The organism is Fontibacillus panacisegetis (assembly GCF_900102215.1).
Lineage (GTDB): Bacteria > Bacillota > Bacilli > Paenibacillales > Paenibacillaceae > Fontibacillus > Fontibacillus panacisegetis.
In genome coordinates this window covers 316,389-331,952 of the sequence record NZ_FNBG01000002.1, presented here as the reverse complement: position 1 = coordinate 331,952, position 15,564 = coordinate 316,389, and the positions used below count along the sequence as shown (strand labels likewise).

17 protein-coding genes are annotated in these 15,564 nt (G+C 43.9%); 10 read left to right on the top strand and 7 right to left on the bottom strand.

Annotated elements, in window-relative coordinates; translation table 11 throughout:
- A partial coding sequence (locus BLS49_RS04010) for a transposase (protein ID WP_175471295.1) occupies positions 1-337 on the top strand: 337 nt, incomplete at its 5' end.
- Between the two features lie 5 nt (positions 338-342).
- On the opposite strand, the gene BLS49_RS24715 is transcribed toward BLS49_RS04010, so the two are convergent.
- Positions 343-480 (bottom strand): hypothetical protein, encoded by a 138-nt coding sequence (locus tag BLS49_RS24715; RefSeq protein WP_175471294.1) that lies wholly within the window; start codon positions 478-480, stop codon positions 343-345.
- Between the two features lie 233 nt (positions 481-713).
- Between BLS49_RS24715 and sigK the strand changes: the two genes are divergently transcribed.
- From sigK to BLS49_RS03970, 8 genes are all read left to right on the top strand, one after another.
- Positions 714-1,409 carry an RNA polymerase sporulation sigma factor SigK gene (sigK, locus tag BLS49_RS04005; protein ID WP_091226892.1) on the top strand — a complete coding sequence of 232 codons (696 nt, stop codon included), beginning with the start codon at positions 714-716 and terminating at the stop codon, positions 1,407-1,409.
- Positions 1,410-1,642: 233 nt separating this feature from the next.
- Positions 1,643-2,524 carry an MFS transporter gene (locus tag BLS49_RS04000; protein WP_091226891.1) on the top strand — a complete coding sequence of 294 codons (882 nt, stop codon included), beginning with the start codon at positions 1,643-1,645 and terminating at the stop codon, positions 2,522-2,524.
- A gap of 93 nt (positions 2,525-2,617) precedes the next feature.
- Positions 2,618-3,463 (top strand): GNAT family N-acetyltransferase, encoded by an 846-nt coding sequence (locus BLS49_RS03995; protein WP_091226890.1) that lies wholly within the window; start codon positions 2,618-2,620, stop codon positions 3,461-3,463.
- Between the two features lie 127 nt (positions 3,464-3,590).
- Positions 3,591-4,532: a radical SAM protein gene (locus BLS49_RS03990; protein WP_091226888.1), complete on the top strand. Its 942-nt coding sequence runs from the start codon at positions 3,591-3,593 to the stop codon at positions 4,530-4,532.
- 360 nt (positions 4,533-4,892) lie between these two features.
- Positions 4,893-6,353 carry a circularly permuted type 2 ATP-grasp protein gene (locus BLS49_RS03985; protein ID WP_091226886.1) on the top strand — a complete coding sequence of 487 codons (1,461 nt, stop codon included), beginning with the start codon at positions 4,893-4,895 and terminating at the stop codon, positions 6,351-6,353.
- Between the two features lie 30 nt (positions 6,354-6,383).
- The gene (locus BLS49_RS03980) at positions 6,384-7,349 is read left to right on the top strand and encodes an alpha-E domain-containing protein (RefSeq protein ID WP_091226885.1); all 966 of its coding nucleotides are present in this window, start codon (positions 6,384-6,386) and stop codon (positions 7,347-7,349) included.
- Entirely contained in the window at positions 7,346-8,203 is an 858-nt protein-coding gene (locus BLS49_RS03975; RefSeq protein WP_091226883.1) for a transglutaminase family protein, read from the top strand. The genes BLS49_RS03980 and BLS49_RS03975 overlap by 4 nt, the downstream gene beginning before the upstream one ends.
- 429 nt (positions 8,204-8,632) lie before the next feature.
- Positions 8,633-9,796: an amidohydrolase gene (locus BLS49_RS03970; protein ID WP_245742261.1), complete on the top strand. Its 1,164-nt coding sequence runs from the start codon at positions 8,633-8,635 to the stop codon at positions 9,794-9,796.
- Between the two features lie 72 nt (positions 9,797-9,868).
- On the opposite strand, the gene BLS49_RS03965 is transcribed toward BLS49_RS03970, so the two are convergent.
- From BLS49_RS03965 to BLS49_RS03950, 4 genes are all read right to left on the bottom strand, one after another.
- Positions 9,869-10,591, bottom strand: coding sequence for a TraB/GumN family protein (locus BLS49_RS03965; RefSeq protein WP_281243689.1), 723 nt, complete (start codon positions 10,589-10,591; stop codon positions 9,869-9,871).
- An 11-nt stretch (positions 10,592-10,602) separates the two neighbouring features.
- Complete coding sequence (locus BLS49_RS03960; RefSeq protein WP_091226880.1) at positions 10,603-10,938, bottom strand: hypothetical protein; 336 nt, start codon at positions 10,936-10,938, stop codon at positions 10,603-10,605.
- Positions 10,929-11,540: an ImmA/IrrE family metallo-endopeptidase gene (locus BLS49_RS03955; protein ID WP_091226878.1), complete on the bottom strand. Its 612-nt coding sequence runs from the start codon at positions 11,538-11,540 to the stop codon at positions 10,929-10,931. Before BLS49_RS03955 ends, BLS49_RS03960 begins: the two co-directional genes overlap by 10 nt.
- A 113-nt stretch (positions 11,541-11,653) precedes the next feature.
- Complete coding sequence (locus BLS49_RS03950; RefSeq protein ID WP_091226877.1) at positions 11,654-11,995, bottom strand: helix-turn-helix domain-containing protein; 342 nt, start codon at positions 11,993-11,995, stop codon at positions 11,654-11,656.
- A 267-nt stretch (positions 11,996-12,262) separates the two neighbouring features.
- On the opposite strand from BLS49_RS03950, the gene BLS49_RS03945 reads away from it, so the two are divergent.
- Positions 12,263-12,748 carry an ArpU family phage packaging/lysis transcriptional regulator gene (locus tag BLS49_RS03945; RefSeq protein ID WP_091226875.1) on the top strand — a complete coding sequence of 162 codons (486 nt, stop codon included), beginning with the start codon at positions 12,263-12,265 and terminating at the stop codon, positions 12,746-12,748.
- Positions 12,749-12,767: 19 nt separating this feature from the next.
- On the opposite strand, the gene BLS49_RS03940 is transcribed toward BLS49_RS03945, so the two are convergent.
- Both BLS49_RS03940 and BLS49_RS03935 read right to left on the bottom strand, forming a co-directional pair.
- The gene (locus BLS49_RS03940) at positions 12,768-14,171 is read right to left on the bottom strand and encodes an MFS transporter (protein ID WP_091226874.1); all 1,404 of its coding nucleotides are present in this window, start codon (positions 14,169-14,171) and stop codon (positions 12,768-12,770) included.
- 29 nt (positions 14,172-14,200) lie between these two features.
- Positions 14,201-15,529 (bottom strand): pyridoxal phosphate-dependent decarboxylase family protein, encoded by a 1,329-nt coding sequence (locus BLS49_RS03935; RefSeq protein WP_091226872.1) that lies wholly within the window; start codon positions 15,527-15,529, stop codon positions 14,201-14,203.
- Positions 15,530-15,564: the final 35 nt, after the last annotated feature.

Here is a 15,564-nt window from a genome sequence, read left to right as displayed (position 1 = left end):
AATCTGGGAAGAGTTAAAGGCTAAGGCTAAAAAGACCCTTGAGGATGATGAAAAATCTGCGATTTATGCTCGGCGTAAAATCGAGGTAGAGAGCGTATTTGGTCACATCAAGGGCAACAGGTCGTTCCGTCGCTTCTCCTTGCGAGGGCTTGGCAAGGTTCATACGGAGTTCGGGATCGTGGCTTTGGCCCACAACCTACTAAAAGTGGCAGGCATCCGCCTCGCTGCATTCCTGCAAAAGCAGGCACACAAAAAGGCTGGACGGAAAACCTTACGTTTTTTCACCCAACCTTTTTATTTTGGGGATTTATCGGACAGCCCCTTCTTTCTATTCTAATAAGTCTACAATTTGACCCAAGCAACAAGTCCATCCGGTTGATCAGGATTAATGCCCTGACGTTCGGCATTTGTTAAAGCAACGATTTGCGGAATGAAGATAAATGGAATACCTTGTACGGCAACATCTAATCTGTTGTTCATCAATTATAGCTATTGAAATGCCTCCCCATCGTTAGATGTTATATAACAACAGAACGTGCAGCGATGGTCGAGAACGATGAAAGTGTTTTCGTTTTTTTTCATCAAAACCTAAGTTACTTTCCCCGTACATGCACTTCTAGGCCCCCGCCCACATACAATGTAGAACTGAACTTCACTGTGGGCTGGAGCGGGGCATTCCCCTTCGGCTAATCGACATGGGGGTGCCTGTTGACATGGAATTGTTTTCGACGATTGCACTGTTTATTAAGCAGCTTACGTTACTCGTATCATATGTAAAAAACAATGCGTTTCCTCAGCCGTTAACGGAAGAGGAGGAGACGAAGCATCTTCAACGAATGGCCGAAGGTGACCCGGTTAGCCGCAATATATTAATCGAGCATAACCTGCGTTTGGTGGCGCATATTGTCAAGAAATTCGATAACACAGGCGAGGACCTTGAGGATCTCATCTCCATCGGCACGATTGGATTGATCAAGGCAATCGAGAGCTTTCGCCAGGGTAAAGGGACAAAGCTGGCTACCTTCGCGGCCCGTTGTATAGAAAACGAAATCCTCATGCACTTGAGATCACTTAAGAAAACTCGCAAGGACGTCTCTCTCCACGACCCAATAGGAACTGACAAAGAAGGCAATGAGATCACACTTATCGATATCCTTGGAACTGAGGCAGACGATGTAGTCGATCGTGTTCAGCTTAAGATGGAGAAGAGTAAAATTTACCGGAACCTAGATATTTTGGACACTCGTGAGCAGGAAGTCATTAAAGGAAGATTCGGGCTAGAGCATGGGGGAGAAGAACGGACGCAGAGAGAGATCGCAAAAGAGCTCGGGATTAGCCGCAGCTATGTGTCGCGGATTGAGAAACGGGCGCTGATGAAGCTGTATCATGAGTTTTATAAGAAAAAGTAGCAAGGATTGATTGGTTTCTTAAATAACGTTCTGATCGGGAATCATTACACTAGTGTCCAATGTTATACTGCATAATGAAGTATCAAAAAGAAGCCAAGCTTAATAGGCTTCTTTTTGATGTATGGAGAGAAAATTTCAACAAATATTGATTTTATAAAAAAAACGATTTATAGTCTATGTAATAATTTTCACAAATATTTAATCTACCTAAGAGTAAAGAAAGAAGTGTTACCATGTTTTTGAAAAAATTAACTTTTCCTATCATTATCATATTTTTACCATACATATTTTTTGATGTTTTATTGCCTTTATATACAAAAGAGTTAGGATATACTACATTTCAATTTACAATTTTAGTTTCTGTGTTTTCTATATCACAATTAATTATGCGGCTTTTACTTGGCAGGGTGTCAGATCAATATAGTCGACGCTCAGTATTTATAGTTTCTTTGTTATTCTTTGTCGCAGCATATCTGGCATTTTCTGTAGCAGATAGTTTATGGATCTTAGTAATTGCCAGAGTGGTTTACGGTATCGCAAGCATTTTGCTTACCATTTCAATATTCGGAATGATAACAGATACAAATGATAATTTTGCGCAAAAGTTGGGGCGTTTTGATAGCAATAGAAATCTCGGTGGGTTTATTGGTGTTGGATTGAGTTTTTATATATTAAGTAATTATGAGCTGTTAAATGGGTGGAAAGTATTATTTGTAGTTTGTGGAGCAACTGCTGCGATTGCATTTATTTACTCTTTAACGTTACCTAAGCGATCGGAGTCTCAACGCAATATTAATTCAAATCGAGTTGTTTTATCCCCGGAGAAACGCAAAATCTGGATGGTTAATATGCTTTTTTGTTTGATATCCAGTATGATTGTCGTTTTATTAATACCATACTTACAGGCTGTATTTAATGCAGAGATTAAAGAAATTGCAATTACATTTATTTTGCCTATGCTTGCTTCAGCTTTTTTAGGTTCTTTTTTAGGTAAACTTGGAGATCATATGGGTTATCGAAAGGCGATTACTCTATCGACTATTATTTCTGCTCTAACCATTTCAGCCTTGGAGGATTTTTGTTCGATTCATTTGGCTATACAACTCCTTATATAGTATTTGTGGTAAGCATGCTCTTGTTTATTCCACTCATCTTAACTATTCTCCCAAAAGATAAAACGGTTATCGAGGAAAAGAGAGGGTAAAAGAATGATCGAGCTAGAGAATAAGTACTACTACAAGGCGCTGCCTCTGCTTCGCCAAGTGGAAATTAACACAATGTTCGCCGAAGTAGTGTTAAACCATGATATTTCAGGCAGTGTTTATGTCGATTGCTTGGATAATCCACGGACTTTTTATGTGGTTCATTCCTATGGAATGTCATTGTTGTTTGGTGATTTGGGAAATGAAGCTTTTATGGATAAACTTTATCACTATGTAACTAACCAGTCGGCAACAAGGCATCAGGTAGAATGGCTGCAGACTGATCCGGCGGGACGGTGGAGTGAAGTGATGGATTCTATGTTACTTACATATAACGGTCAGTTGGAGAAAAGCGGTTTATTACCTGAAGAAATTGAACGGAAAAGTATTCTAAGAAACACCAGAGTTAATTTCAGCTTTCATCGTGATGCCTACCTTGAGTCAAAACAAAACTTCCCGAAGCATGGTGAGCCGATTATCTGTGTGACTAAAGAACAGTTTTTGACCCAAACCGGTTCTGTCATTCCCAGTTTCTTTTGGCGGGATGAAGAGCATTTTGCCAAGGAAGGTGTAGGTTATTCTCTACTGAGGGATGGAAAGATTGCTTCTACTTCATTCTCGTCATGCCGAACGGGGAATCAATTGGAGATCGGAATTGAGACTGCAGAAGCCCACAGAGGTAAAGGATATGCATTATCTGTATGCTCCGCGTTAATTGATCATTGCCTGGAACATGATTTGGAGCCCGTGTGGGCTTGTCGTCTGGAAAACCAGGGTTCCTATTATCTTGCGCAAAAATTAGGTTTTCGCCCTACAGTAACCTTGCCTTATTATCGATTGCCGTTAGGGTGAGATGTCACTTGGAATTTTGGCCCTCTTTTATTCAAACTTCGTAACAAAGATCATTGACCTCAGAGACAGAATTGTTATAGCTTCTTAAAGGATATTTATTCAAGGTTAATGATAAAGGGGAAAAAGGATGAAATATAAGTCATTAGAGCTGGTGAGGCCACAGGTTTATGAGCTTGAGGGTCTGGAGGTCGGGGTTACTTCTGGCTGTAATTTTCGATGTGATTATTGCTGTGCATATGAGAGAAATGACGGAAATAGTATTGATGCCAAAGAAATTATTAGAGTTCTAGATCAGCTCCCATCACTTAAAAGAGTGCGCTTGTCCGGTGGAGAGGTTACGTTAAAGTATGATGATTGCCTTGAAGTAGTAAGCTATTGTACGTCTCGAGGGATTTTGACGCAGCTTAATTCCAATGGAAGTTTATTAAGTCAAAAGCGAATCGACAGATTAGTAAATGCGGGCTTAACTACCATTCATATTTCCTTTAATTTTGTTACGGCTGAGGGCTTTTCAAACTATTATCACCTTCCTCAGAGTGTGTATCACAAAATTCGGGAGAATATTACGATATTTGCTCACTCAGGTGTAAATACCGTGCTGGAAACGCTGCTTTTTAAAGAAACGGAGCATCACTTAAATGAAATTAATGACCATGTCTATGAAATGGGAGTTCGAACTCACGAAATTCAGAACAGCATCATTATGAATCATAGTGGTTGGAACGCGATCGCTGCCCAGGAAAGCTTGAAGAAAGCAGTAAATGATCTTATCGCCCACAAAAAAGAAGATATGGTGTTATATTTCACTTGCATGGATCGTTTTATGGAGGAGCTTGGATTTCAGGAGCAGGAGAACGTGTACTTCGCTCATTGTATCGAAGGGAAAACCCAGCTGCATTTGCATGGCAATGGCGATATTCTTATTTCAGAGCTTTGTCACCCGGTTATTATCGGCAATATATATGATGGTACGTCGCTAGCCAATATATATAAGGAGATGCCGACTGCTTTACAGCAATTCCTTGATCAGGAGCCTTGCCCAGCCAGAGACGCTTTATTTCCAAAATGAACATGTTAGCATAAAATACAAAAAAGCCAGCGTATAATCGCTGGTTTTTTCAACATATTTATTATAGTGGCAGATTTGTTGTGTATATATGGAAAACCTCGATCTTATTCCAAATGCTTTTCCAATTCTTCTTAACAATACGCTCCTCGTCTTCATTTTTTATTATCAAAACCTTCCCGCCCAAACGTATATTCTTATTATATCTGATTCCATTAAAATAAATAATTGATACTATATAACATGAATATGACATGATATTTGTGTATTTGAGTGTTTGATGTTAAATAACTTGACATATAACTTGGATTTGAAATAAGATGAAAGAAAAATTCCATTTAAAGGGAAGGGAGGGGGAGGTATATGCAGCCTTCGGACAGCAGTAAAAGCTGGAATTCGTATCAATCGCATTTGTTCTATGATGAAATGTTTGAAAAAAACGGAACGGTACGGCCACATTATAGTAAGGTGTTTCGTCAGTTTCAGAAATCTCCTTATCAGCAGCTAGCTGATCGGCAGCAAGCATTCGACCGTATGATTATGGAAGAAGGTATTACATTTACGGTTTACGGAGAATCGTCAACTGATTCTCTCGAAAGAACCATTCCGTTTGATCTGCTGCCTCGAATCATTCCTAAAAAGGAATGGCTGGTCATTGAGCGGGGAATGATTCAACGCGTCAAGGCATTGAATCTGTTTCTGTACGATATTTATCATGGCCAAGAGATTGTAAAAGAAGGCATCATCCCCCGACGTTTGGTCATGACGAATAAATATTTTCGCTATGAAATGATGCATCTGGACATTCCAAACAATGTATATATTACTGCTTCCGGAATCGACTTGATTCGTAATGATCAAGGCCAGTATTTGGTGTTGGAAGATAATTTGCGATCCCCCTCCGGCTTTTCCTATTTGTTTAAAAATCGATCCTTGATGAGCAGGCTGTATCCTGAGCTTATGTTCTCCCATCCAGTACAGGAAGTGGAGCAAAGTCTGGAAGCTTTTCTTAAGATGCTTCGCAGTCTGGCGCCTGGAGGGGCCTCTAAGCCGGTCATTGCTCTTATGACGCCGGGATGTATGAATTCGGCATACTACGAGCACACTTTTTTAGCCCAGCAGATGGGCATTGAATTAGTAGAAGGCAGCGATCTTGTTTGTCGCGATCAATATATATACATTCGAACCTTGAATGGATATAAAAAGGTAGATGTGCTTTATCGGCGAATTGACGACGAATATTTGGACCCGTTAGCCTTTAGACCGGATTCGCTGCTTGGCTGTCCAGGCTTGATGAATGCTTATCGGGCGGGGCATATAGCGATTGCGAATGCACCGGGAACAGGGGTAGCTGACGACAAGGCGATGTACTCCTATGTTCCGCAGATGATTCGTTACTATTTGAACGAGGAACCGATTTTATCTAATGTTCCGACCTATTTGCTGGATCGTCCAGAAGAACGGGAATATGTATTGGAGCGGCTGGATGAAATGGTTGTAAAAGAAACGTCCATGTCGGGCGGGTATGGCATGCTGATCGGACCTGCTGCTACAGAAGAAGAACGGAGCCTGTTTAGTGAAAAAATACTGCAGAGCCCTGGAAACTATATCGCTCAACCAACGGTTAAGCTATCGACTTCTCCGGTATTGCAAAATGGTAAGCTGGAACCTCGTCATATCGACCTGCGCGGCTTTGTGCTCAATGGAGACAATGTACATGTTATTCCGGGAGGGTTAACGCGTGTAGCAATGCAGGAAGGTTCGCTTGTCGTGAATTCCTCGCAAGGGGGCGGATGCAAGGACACTTGGGTGCTGACTAAATAACAGGACTAAAGAGATAAGGAGGATGACTCTATGTTGAACCGGACCGCTGAAGCACTTTTATGGATCGGACGATATACCGAGCGCGCAGAGAATCATGTCCGATTGATTGATGTCTTGTATCATTTACGGGAGAACGAAGAGGACGATGAGTGTAGCGTATGGCATCGCTTAGTCAACGCGGTTGGGAATCCGGAGGCATATGAACTAAAGTATGGCGAATATGAAGAGATAGCGGCTTTGAATCACGTGATTTTTGACAGGGAACAGCCGAATTCGTTGTTTTCTTGTATCTCTCAAGCAAGAACGAATTTGAGAAATATTCGGGAGAAAATTCCATCTGAGCTATGGGAAGTTATGAATGGTTTCTTTCTGTGGCTGAAGGATTCCACCGTCGAGCAAATGCTGCAGCAATCGCCACATCTATTTTTTCGCAGGATCAAGGAGTCACTATCTACTTATCAGGGAATGAGTCAGTCCATTTTGTATCGCGATGAGTATTATCAATGGTCGGAATGCGGTCGTTACCTGGAACGATGTGAGAACACACTTCGTTTGCTGACAGCCATTTGCGATGATCGTTCCGTCAGCCACGTAGCTGAACATTTCTCTTTGAGACTTCAGTCGGTATTGCAAGTAGCAGGCGGATATGAAGGATTTCGCCGTCAAAATAGTGATAATGTCGATCCTGAAGCAGTAGCGGCTTTTATGATTACCGACGGATATTTTCCTCGCTCGATTCATTTTTCCGTTCGTATGCTGAAGGAGCGGCTGGAAGCTATTCAGCGGGGTAACAGCTCCCGCATTAAAGATACACGGTTGAATAAGCCGCTCAAGCTTGCCGGAAAAATGAGCTCAGATCTTGAAATGCTGGATGACAGTGATTTAGCGCCGGATCGCCTTGGTGATGCCCTTCGAGGACTGAGCCGTTCTACTGAGCAAATTGGAGTGACGATCAGCTCTCTATTTTTTCAGGAGGAACGGGAGGTCATCGCTTGAAGCTGGAAATTATGCACACAACAAGGTATACGTACGAGGGTCCGGTGACGGACAGTGTCAATGAGATCAGGCTTACTCCTCGCACCAATTATCGTCAAGCCTGTTATCACCAAAGTATTGCTATTGAGCCAAACGCCGCGCTGTATACTTACGAAGACTATTTCGGAAATCGCGTGCATGCTTTCACGGTAAATCAGGAGCATCGGGAGCTGGTTATCAGGACTCGTTCAACAGTTGTTACGAGGGATCAGGAGAGCTGGCTGCGTGAAAGGCTGGACTCCGAAAGTGAACAAATGATGCTGGATGATGAGTCCTTTCAGAATCGCTACATGGAATTTCTGCTGAACACTCCGTATACACTTGCGGATCACGCTGTCGTAGATTATATGAACAGCATTGAACCGGAGGAGAAAGGGATGCTGGAATGGGTGATCGAGCTGTCTGACCGTATTCGCAAGGATTTTAGGTATAGTCCTAATTCCACGCAGGTGAATACAACTGTGCTTGAATTTTTGGGGATAGGAGAAGGAGTCTGCCAGGATTTTGCTCATTTGATGATCGCTGTATGTCGCGCCAGAGGAATTCCGGCCAGGTATGTGAGCGGCTACCATTTCGTAGGTGATTTACAGTCACCGACAGCCGACTTTGAACAAGCGTCTCATGCATGGGTAGAAGCGCACATCCCGGGAATTGGATGGATCGGCTTTGACCCGACCAATAACGGAATGGTGAATTGGCGGTATGTTAAGCTGGGACACGGGCGAGACTATCACGATATCGTTCCTGTAAAGGGTGTCTATTTTGGCAATGCAGCGCATCAGCTTCAGGTTACTGTGGATGTCAAGAAGCTGTAATTGAACGATAAAAAGCTCCGGGCAACCGGAGTTTTTTTAAAAATATCAGAAAGCATAACTTTCGATGGAGTGCAGAGTGTCTTTAGCAGTGGATCGGCACAAAATCAGGAAAAGCATGCAAAATACAGTTTTATTTAAAGTAGACATGAAAGAATGAGCAAAAGCCTGCGAATGTGCAGGAATATTATCGGAATGGTCTAGATTGAAGAGGAATGTTAGAAAAAGCCTGCACATTCGCAGTAATGCAGCGTATTTAGAGACTTTACATAAACAAAGCCTGCACATTCGCAGGAATTCTGCATCATGACTCAAAAGTATGTTGAATAAATGGGATTACTATCGCTATTTTGAAATTTCCATACGCTTGCTGAACGTGCACCATAGGTATAAAATTTAAGGCAGATGTTACGATCGAGGAGGATTACATAGATGAAGAGTGGAATGGAAAGCAAGTTAATAGAGTCTATTACTGCGAAAATTACAGAGGTTCGTCGACATCTTCATCGTCATCCCGAGCTGTCAAATGAAGAATTTGCGACTACAGAGTACATTAAAAATTTGTTAGAAGAGGCGGGAATACGCATCGCGGATTATCACCTCAAGACCGGGGTTGTTGCCGAAATAGGCGGAATAAATGGTGGACCAATCATCGCACTGCGTGCTGATATCGACGCACTTCCCATTCACGAAGAGACGGGGTTGCCGTTTGAATCACAAATCGCTGGTAAAATGCATGCGTGCGGACATGATTTTCATACTGCTGCTCTAATAGGTACAGCACTGCTGCTCAAAGAATGGGAGCATGAGCTGCAAGGGACGGTTCGTCTGTTGTTCCAACCTGCAGAGGAAAATGCGACAGGAGCCAAACAGGTAGTAAAGAGCGGGGCGCTTGAAGGTGTGAAGGCTGTGTTCGGTATGCATAACAAACCGGATCTGCCAGTGGGTACGATTGGAATTAAATCGGGACCTCTAATGGCTGCTGCCGATGGCTTCGTGATAGAGATAGAAGGGAAGGGTTCGCATGCGGCTGTTCCTGATGCTGGCATAGATCCGATTGTCACGGCTTCGCATATCGTTACTGCGCTTCAATCTATTGTTAGCCGCAACGTTAGCCCTCTACAAAGCGCTGTAATAAGTGTTACTCAAATTCATAGCGGAAATGTCTGGAATGTCATTCCTAAGCAAGCATTCATGGAAGGAACGATACGTACCTTTGATAACGAAGTACGGTTGTGTGTTATGGAGCGTTTTGTTCATGTTGTTGAAGGTGTAGCTGCTGTATTTGGTGCGACTGCTTCCGTAAGGTGGATTGAGGGTCCGCCTCCAATCGCCAATGATGTCATTTTGGCAGAGCTCGCTGACGTTACAGCGATAGAGCTGGGATATGAGTCTATTGTTCCAATCCTTTCTTCCGCTGGCGAAGACTTCGCGGTGTATCAACAGACAACTCCTGGTCTATTTGTGTTCATGGGGACCTCGGGTACTCAGGAATGGCATCACCCAGCATTCACATTGGATGAAGAAGCGCTGCCAGTTAGCATTAACTTCTTCGCTAATTTAGCGAAACGTGCGCTTAGTCAGTTATCCTCTTAACATAATGATGCAACTAAACAAAGGCTGCCTCTATTAGTAAAACTACTTCAAGGCAGCCCTTTTTTATGCGCGTTATTTTATAAATTCAACCGTATAGCCTTTTTTCTTCAGTTGGTCGAGCACCATATCTTTAGTAACAAAATGAGCGGCCCCGATAACTACAAAGTGAGTTGACTTGCCTTCAGCCTCGAGCAGATCAGCTAATTTATTCGCCATGTTCTTGTCACGATCTCCCAATAAACGTTGGCTCTCAGGGTTATCGCTGACAGAATCGCTAATCAGGAATGATTTGCTGAATGCATTCAAATCCCCTTTTGCCCATTGCAACTGAGCTTTCCTAAATTCTTCAGGCAGGTTTATATCATCGGAGGATTCATCTAATAGAGCATCTAGGATTTGGTTAAGCTCTTTCTCCTGTTGTTCAGGAGCTACATTGCTGAGGAGGTCTCCCTGAAACTTCATACCTTCCAGTTCATGAACCGGCTTACCGGATAAAATTGCACTTGTAATGAGGTACATATCCACTCCAAGCGTAGAAGCTTGGCTTAGCTCGTCCGGAGACTTCAAAAATGATAATAGAGATAAGCTAGTAGTGATCGCCCAAGGCTTAATCGTGTCAAAAGTATTTGCTGGCAGATTCAGCTTGGTCGTGATCTTCTGCAATTTTTTATACGTTTCTTTGGAGACATGGTCTTTCAGGGTAGTTCCATCATTATATATTTGTAATTGTTGAAAATAGGCCATAGTCTCTTGATCACCTGATAGTAGATTAGCTTCTACCCAATGTGAATCGATCCTTACAACAATTAGATCCTGCGAAAAATTCCTCGCTCTAAACCAAGAACCTCCTCGACATCGTCCATTTCAATGATCAGCAAACCTGCTTCAGTTCCATGTCGTTGAGCAATTTGGGGTAGATTAATTCCCATTACGTTGGCATCAGTGGATCGAATGAGATCTTCCATCAGCACTGAGACGGCAAGCAGGTCTCCAAAATCCTCTGTCTCAAACGGCTCGAACGGCGATGCAATAGGCACATATAAGGTCTGTGACCAGTCAAGCTCATTGGAGCTAGCTAGAATAATAAGTTTTAAGGGTCGAAACGCATCACTATAAAAATCACAAAAAGCGGCTATTCGCATGTTACATGCCTTTCTTTTTTACCTAATTGTCGATCCAGTTGATCTAAAATTCGTTTTGTTTCGCTCGACCATCCTGTCTCCTGATTGCGTTTCTGACGGTCCGCTTCCCTAGCGGCCGCCACAAGACTGCCATGCAGCATGCGACGCTGTATTTGATCCAATCGCTGCTCTGCTAAATCGAGTGGAACACGAAATATGTCTGACAGGTAACTGATTGCCTCATGCCTATGGTCGGGAACCGGAAGCTTGGCGAACATAAAAAAAGGAATTGCGGCGTATAGTACAAATTGGTCGGCTTCCTGCTCCTGGGCACGCTTGAACTGCTGGGACATAAATCTTTGATCTCCTGCATGCCGAAGCACATGACATAATTCATGAAAAAAGATAATCCTGGCGGTCAGCTCATCAGCATCCTTATTCAAAAAAATGACTCGGTCTTCATTGTCAGAGAAAGAAGGACAGCGTTCATACAGCAGATCCACTCCAAAAGAGTCCGCAATACGCTCAATATCGTTATGATGGGGATCAATAATCCCGTGATCCAAGTATTTTGTAGTAATCCATTGCTCAAGCGGAGTCTCCTTATAATAAGAAACTAACATAATTTCACCCCAAAAAAGAGAATATATGTTCGATTATGTACTGAAAATAAGAGCCCTTAGCAAAGGGCTTAATAATAATGATTCGCCATATAGAGTTCAAATCCTTTTTTTATTTATCCCTCGTCCAGCAGTTTTTTCTTCTGCTCTCGATATGCTTTGAGGGCGGCTTCCATCATAGCAATCTCATCGTCTGTATAAGATTCAGGCCCACCGTAAAAAGATAGATTAGTCGCTTTATCCAGTGGTGAAGAATCCAGTGTACGACCAAGCAAATAATCTCCATTCGTATCCAGAGCATCTACAATCCGTCTCAGGGATTCAGGGTCTGGCTTACGGTCATTGGTCTCATATCTCGACAGCTGTACAACCGTGAGACTTGCCATTGCAGCTAAATCCTTTTGATTTAAATTCTTCTGCTCCCTAAGGGTTTTAATACGATCACCCAGCGTTCCCATAGCTACTCCTCATTTTTTTACTGTTTAATTAAAGTATATCATGATATTACCGAATTGGTAAAGTTGCGAGAGGAGATTTTATTACCAAAAAGGTAATTTTTGAGATTGACATTGCCAAATTGGTAAATTATAATCGAGATACTCACGAAAATATATTAAATATTGGAAAAATTAGAGTTTGGGACAGGAGTTCATAAATCAGAAAATTACCAATTTGGTAAACAGAAAATTATCAAGCTTCATTTTATTAGTATAGGAGGAATCCTGATGGGAAGAAGACGTACGAATATATTATTGAAGACATATAACACATTGCCTATTAATCAATCCGCAACCCGAGCAGCCGTTGAAGAAAGATTGGAAGAAGTACGCCAGTATCGGCAGCTTGGATTTTTCCGGCAGGAGGCCAGCATAACAGCAAGCTACGAGCCAAGATACCACGGCAGTACCTTTGTAATTAATAAACCTTCAGAGAATCTCGCTATTCGAAATGTAGATAAGGAAACAGAATTAATTAGAAAGTCAGAGCTGCTGGATAAAGCCATGAAGCTATTGACAGCAGATCAACGAGAGGTCATTGAACGAAGCTATCTGGATGATGAAGGGGAGTATGATTTTATCAGCTGCGGCGAGATGGGTATCAGCGACAGAACCTATAGACGAATTAAGGCTAGCGCCATCATCAATTTAGCGATAGCCATGAGGTTAGAAATATATGAAGAGCAGAATAATGTGGGACAAGCTAATAGGTAAAGCTTATCGTTGAAGTTCTTCAACCGATTCGTTCTGTTTTCTTATCTAAATATTGCTTGTCCAGCGGATAGAGGAATGCGGCGATTAAACCTGCGACAATGAACAGCTCGGGTGCCAATGTCATCGTGGTTCGGATAGTCATTTGCGCTGGGCCGCTCTGGATTTGATTGGGCACATACCCGGCGGCTTCCAGTAGGATTCCGATCAGAAAAATGGCCAGTGAATTGGATGTTTTCATAAAAAACGTCATGATCCCGGAATACAGTCCTTCAAGCCTTACGCCTGTTCGTAGCTCATCCCCATCCAGCACGTCAGGAAGCATGGACCAAGGGACCACATGGGCGACGCCATAACCGATACCAACGACTGCACCTATCAGATAGACAAGATAGGATGGCGAATCCGGTGTAAGCAGCATCCAGGCCATCTGGCTCACCGCCCAGAGGAGAAGACCCCAGATGATAGTTTTTCTTTTGCCTATAGCCTGGGATACCTTCGTCCACAGAGGTAGTGTTACCACTCCTGCGACGATGACAGTAACCAGCAGGTACGACATTTCCTCTTCACGGTTAAGCCAGTATTTCATGTAATAAATTACGAAGCCTTCAATAACGTTGGATGCCGCATAGCAGCCGACATAGAGCAGCAGGAGGAGGCGGAATGGCCGGCTTGCCAAGGCAAACCGGATTTCAGTCCCGAAGCGGGAAGTCCTTAGCTGGACTGGAATGTCCTCGCGCTCCCTTGTCCGAAAGAACAGCAGCAGCGGAATTAGAACGATAAACAGCCCGACAGCAAGCCCCATGATCCGATATCCCTGGAAAGCATCAGTATAGCTATCTGCAATCATTTTGGGAATTACCGCGGCAACAAGCCCCATGATTAATTGAACGGCGATCCGGTAGTTGTTGACACTGGTCCGCTCGTTATAATCTTCCGTCAGCTCCGCAACAAGACTAAGATACGGCACGTAATAGAGCGTTAATGTGGTCATAAACAGCATGTAGGTGGCAGTGAAATAAATGGCATTTAAAGTTTCAGTGCCAGCTCCAGGGTAACTCCACATGAGGAAAAACAACAGGCCTATCGGAATTGCGGAAAGGAACAAAAATGGTCTTCTCCGTCCCCACTTCGTGCGCGTGCGATCCGTTACGATCCCCATAATAGGGTCGATAAACGCATCCCAGATTCGACCAATCATAAAGATACCTCCGGCGAGTGTAGGTGATAATCCGATATAATCCGTCAGAAAAAACAGATAGTACATGCCAATCACCGTGATCGTAATGACATTTACGATTTCACCTGAACCGTATAACAGCTTGGTATTCCAGCGCAGTTTCCCGGCCGGAGTGGGGCTCGCCTGTCCCGAAGAACGGACTTCATGTGAGGAAAAAGGTTCTTGGCCGTCCGATAAAGTAGGCATCGTTCATGGACACTCCCTTGATATATTGGTTAATGCTTACGGGTCATGGAACTAAGGTAATCCCGCATGAATCCATGAGCCAGGCTTTTGTCCGGCAGGCTGCCAACCATGCCATACATCGCTGTGGAACCTTCCGAATAAGCTTCTGGATGACCCGTTACCGCTTCAATTGCCTTCTGCACATCGTGAATGAATGCATCCACGCTCTCCCTGTGTGCTTGCGTTACCATAAAGTGCAGGCTCGGCGGCAGATGCTGGCGGTCCATATGCCACCCTTTGCTCTCCAACTCATCGGCAACAGCGTAAAGGTTCAACTCTTCGGAACCGACAGCAAAAACGCTCATTTGGGGATTCCCCAGGATATGCAGGCCGGGTATTGCGGCTAGAGCCTCTTTGAGCCTGCGGGTGATTTGCAGGGTAGAATCCGCAAGACGGCTGTAGCCGTCTTGTCCAAGATAATTCAGCACCGCCCAAGCGGCGGCGATCGCACCTCCCGGTCGTGTACCTGCCATGGTAGGGGAAGCAAACAAGCCGCCCGGCCAGTCGCTGCGGACATAGAATTGGTGCTGGCGGTACGCGTCTTCACGGTACAGGACAACAGATGCACCTTTTGAAGCATATCCGTATTTGTGGAGATCGGCGGATATCGAGGTTACGCCAGGAACACGGAAATCGAAGTCCGGCACCGGCTCACCGATTTTTTTGAGAAATGGCAGCATAAATCCTCCCAGACAAGCATCCACATGAAAAGGGATTTGATGGTCAATAGCGATACTTGCCATTTCTTCGATAGGATCCATGACGCCATGTGGATAGGCGGGAGCAGAACCAACAAGCAGAATCGTATTGGCGTTAATCAGCTCTTTTGTCATGGATATATCTGCGAGATACTCCTCCGTTAACGGAATGTATACGGCTTTGATATCGAAATAAGCCGCGGCTTTGGAGAATGCCGGATGAGCCGTGACCGGAAGAACCATCTCCGGCTGGCGGATTTCCGGGCGAATGGCCCGGGCATAGTCCCTTGCTGTTTTGACAGCCATCAGAATACTTTCCGTGCCCCCTGAGGTCATGTTTCCGACCGTTTCGCCTCCTCCGCCGAGCAAATCCGCTGTCATTGAAACCACTTCTGTCTCCATTTGCCGCAGGGAAGGGAAAGCCCCGGGGTTGAGTCCGTTCTCTTGAGAGAATAGCTGGTATGCCTGTCTGGTCAAATCAGAAATATCTTCGCCCCCGTAATATACCAGACTCCAGGTTCTGCCATCACGCCAATTGGCATCCTGCCCACGCAAATCTTGCAGTTGGTCCAGAATCTCTTTCTTCGCCTTGCCGGTTGTGGGAAACTGAAGTTGTACCATAGTGAACACTGCCTTTCCTAATAGATTGCTACTGC

Coding starts and splice junctions, on each gene's coding strand:
- BLS49_RS24715 (WP_175471294.1), bottom strand. CDS start 480: ATGAACAACAGATTAGATGTTGCCGTACAAGGTATTCCATTTATCTTC.
- sigK (WP_091226892.1), top strand. CDS start 714: ATGGAATTGTTTTCGACGATTGCACTGTTTATTAAGCAGCTTACGTTA.
- BLS49_RS04000 (WP_091226891.1), top strand. CDS start 1,643: ATGTTTTTGAAAAAATTAACTTTTCCTATCATTATCATATTTTTACCA.
- BLS49_RS03995 (WP_091226890.1), top strand. CDS start 2,618: ATGATCGAGCTAGAGAATAAGTACTACTACAAGGCGCTGCCTCTGCTT.
- BLS49_RS03990 (WP_091226888.1), top strand. CDS start 3,591: ATGAAATATAAGTCATTAGAGCTGGTGAGGCCACAGGTTTATGAGCTT.
- BLS49_RS03985 (WP_091226886.1), top strand. CDS start 4,893: ATGCAGCCTTCGGACAGCAGTAAAAGCTGGAATTCGTATCAATCGCAT.
- BLS49_RS03980 (WP_091226885.1), top strand. CDS start 6,384: ATGTTGAACCGGACCGCTGAAGCACTTTTATGGATCGGACGATATACC.
- BLS49_RS03970 (WP_245742261.1), top strand. CDS start 8,633: ATGAAGAGTGGAATGGAAAGCAAGTTAATAGAGTCTATTACTGCGAAA.
- BLS49_RS03960 (WP_091226880.1), bottom strand. CDS start 10,938: ATGCGAATAGCCGCTTTTTGTGATTTTTATAGTGATGCGTTTCGACCC.
- BLS49_RS03955 (WP_091226878.1), bottom strand. CDS start 11,540: ATGTTAGTTTCTTATTATAAGGAGACTCCGCTTGAGCAATGGATTACT.
- BLS49_RS03950 (WP_091226877.1), bottom strand. CDS start 11,995: ATGGGAACGCTGGGTGATCGTATTAAAACCCTTAGGGAGCAGAAGAAT.
- BLS49_RS03945 (WP_091226875.1), top strand. CDS start 12,263: ATGGGAAGAAGACGTACGAATATATTATTGAAGACATATAACACATTG.
- BLS49_RS03940 (WP_091226874.1), bottom strand. CDS start 14,171: ATGCCTACTTTATCGGACGGCCAAGAACCTTTTTCCTCACATGAAGTC.
- BLS49_RS03935 (WP_091226872.1), bottom strand. CDS start 15,529: ATGGTACAACTTCAGTTTCCCACAACCGGCAAGGCGAAGAAAGAGATT.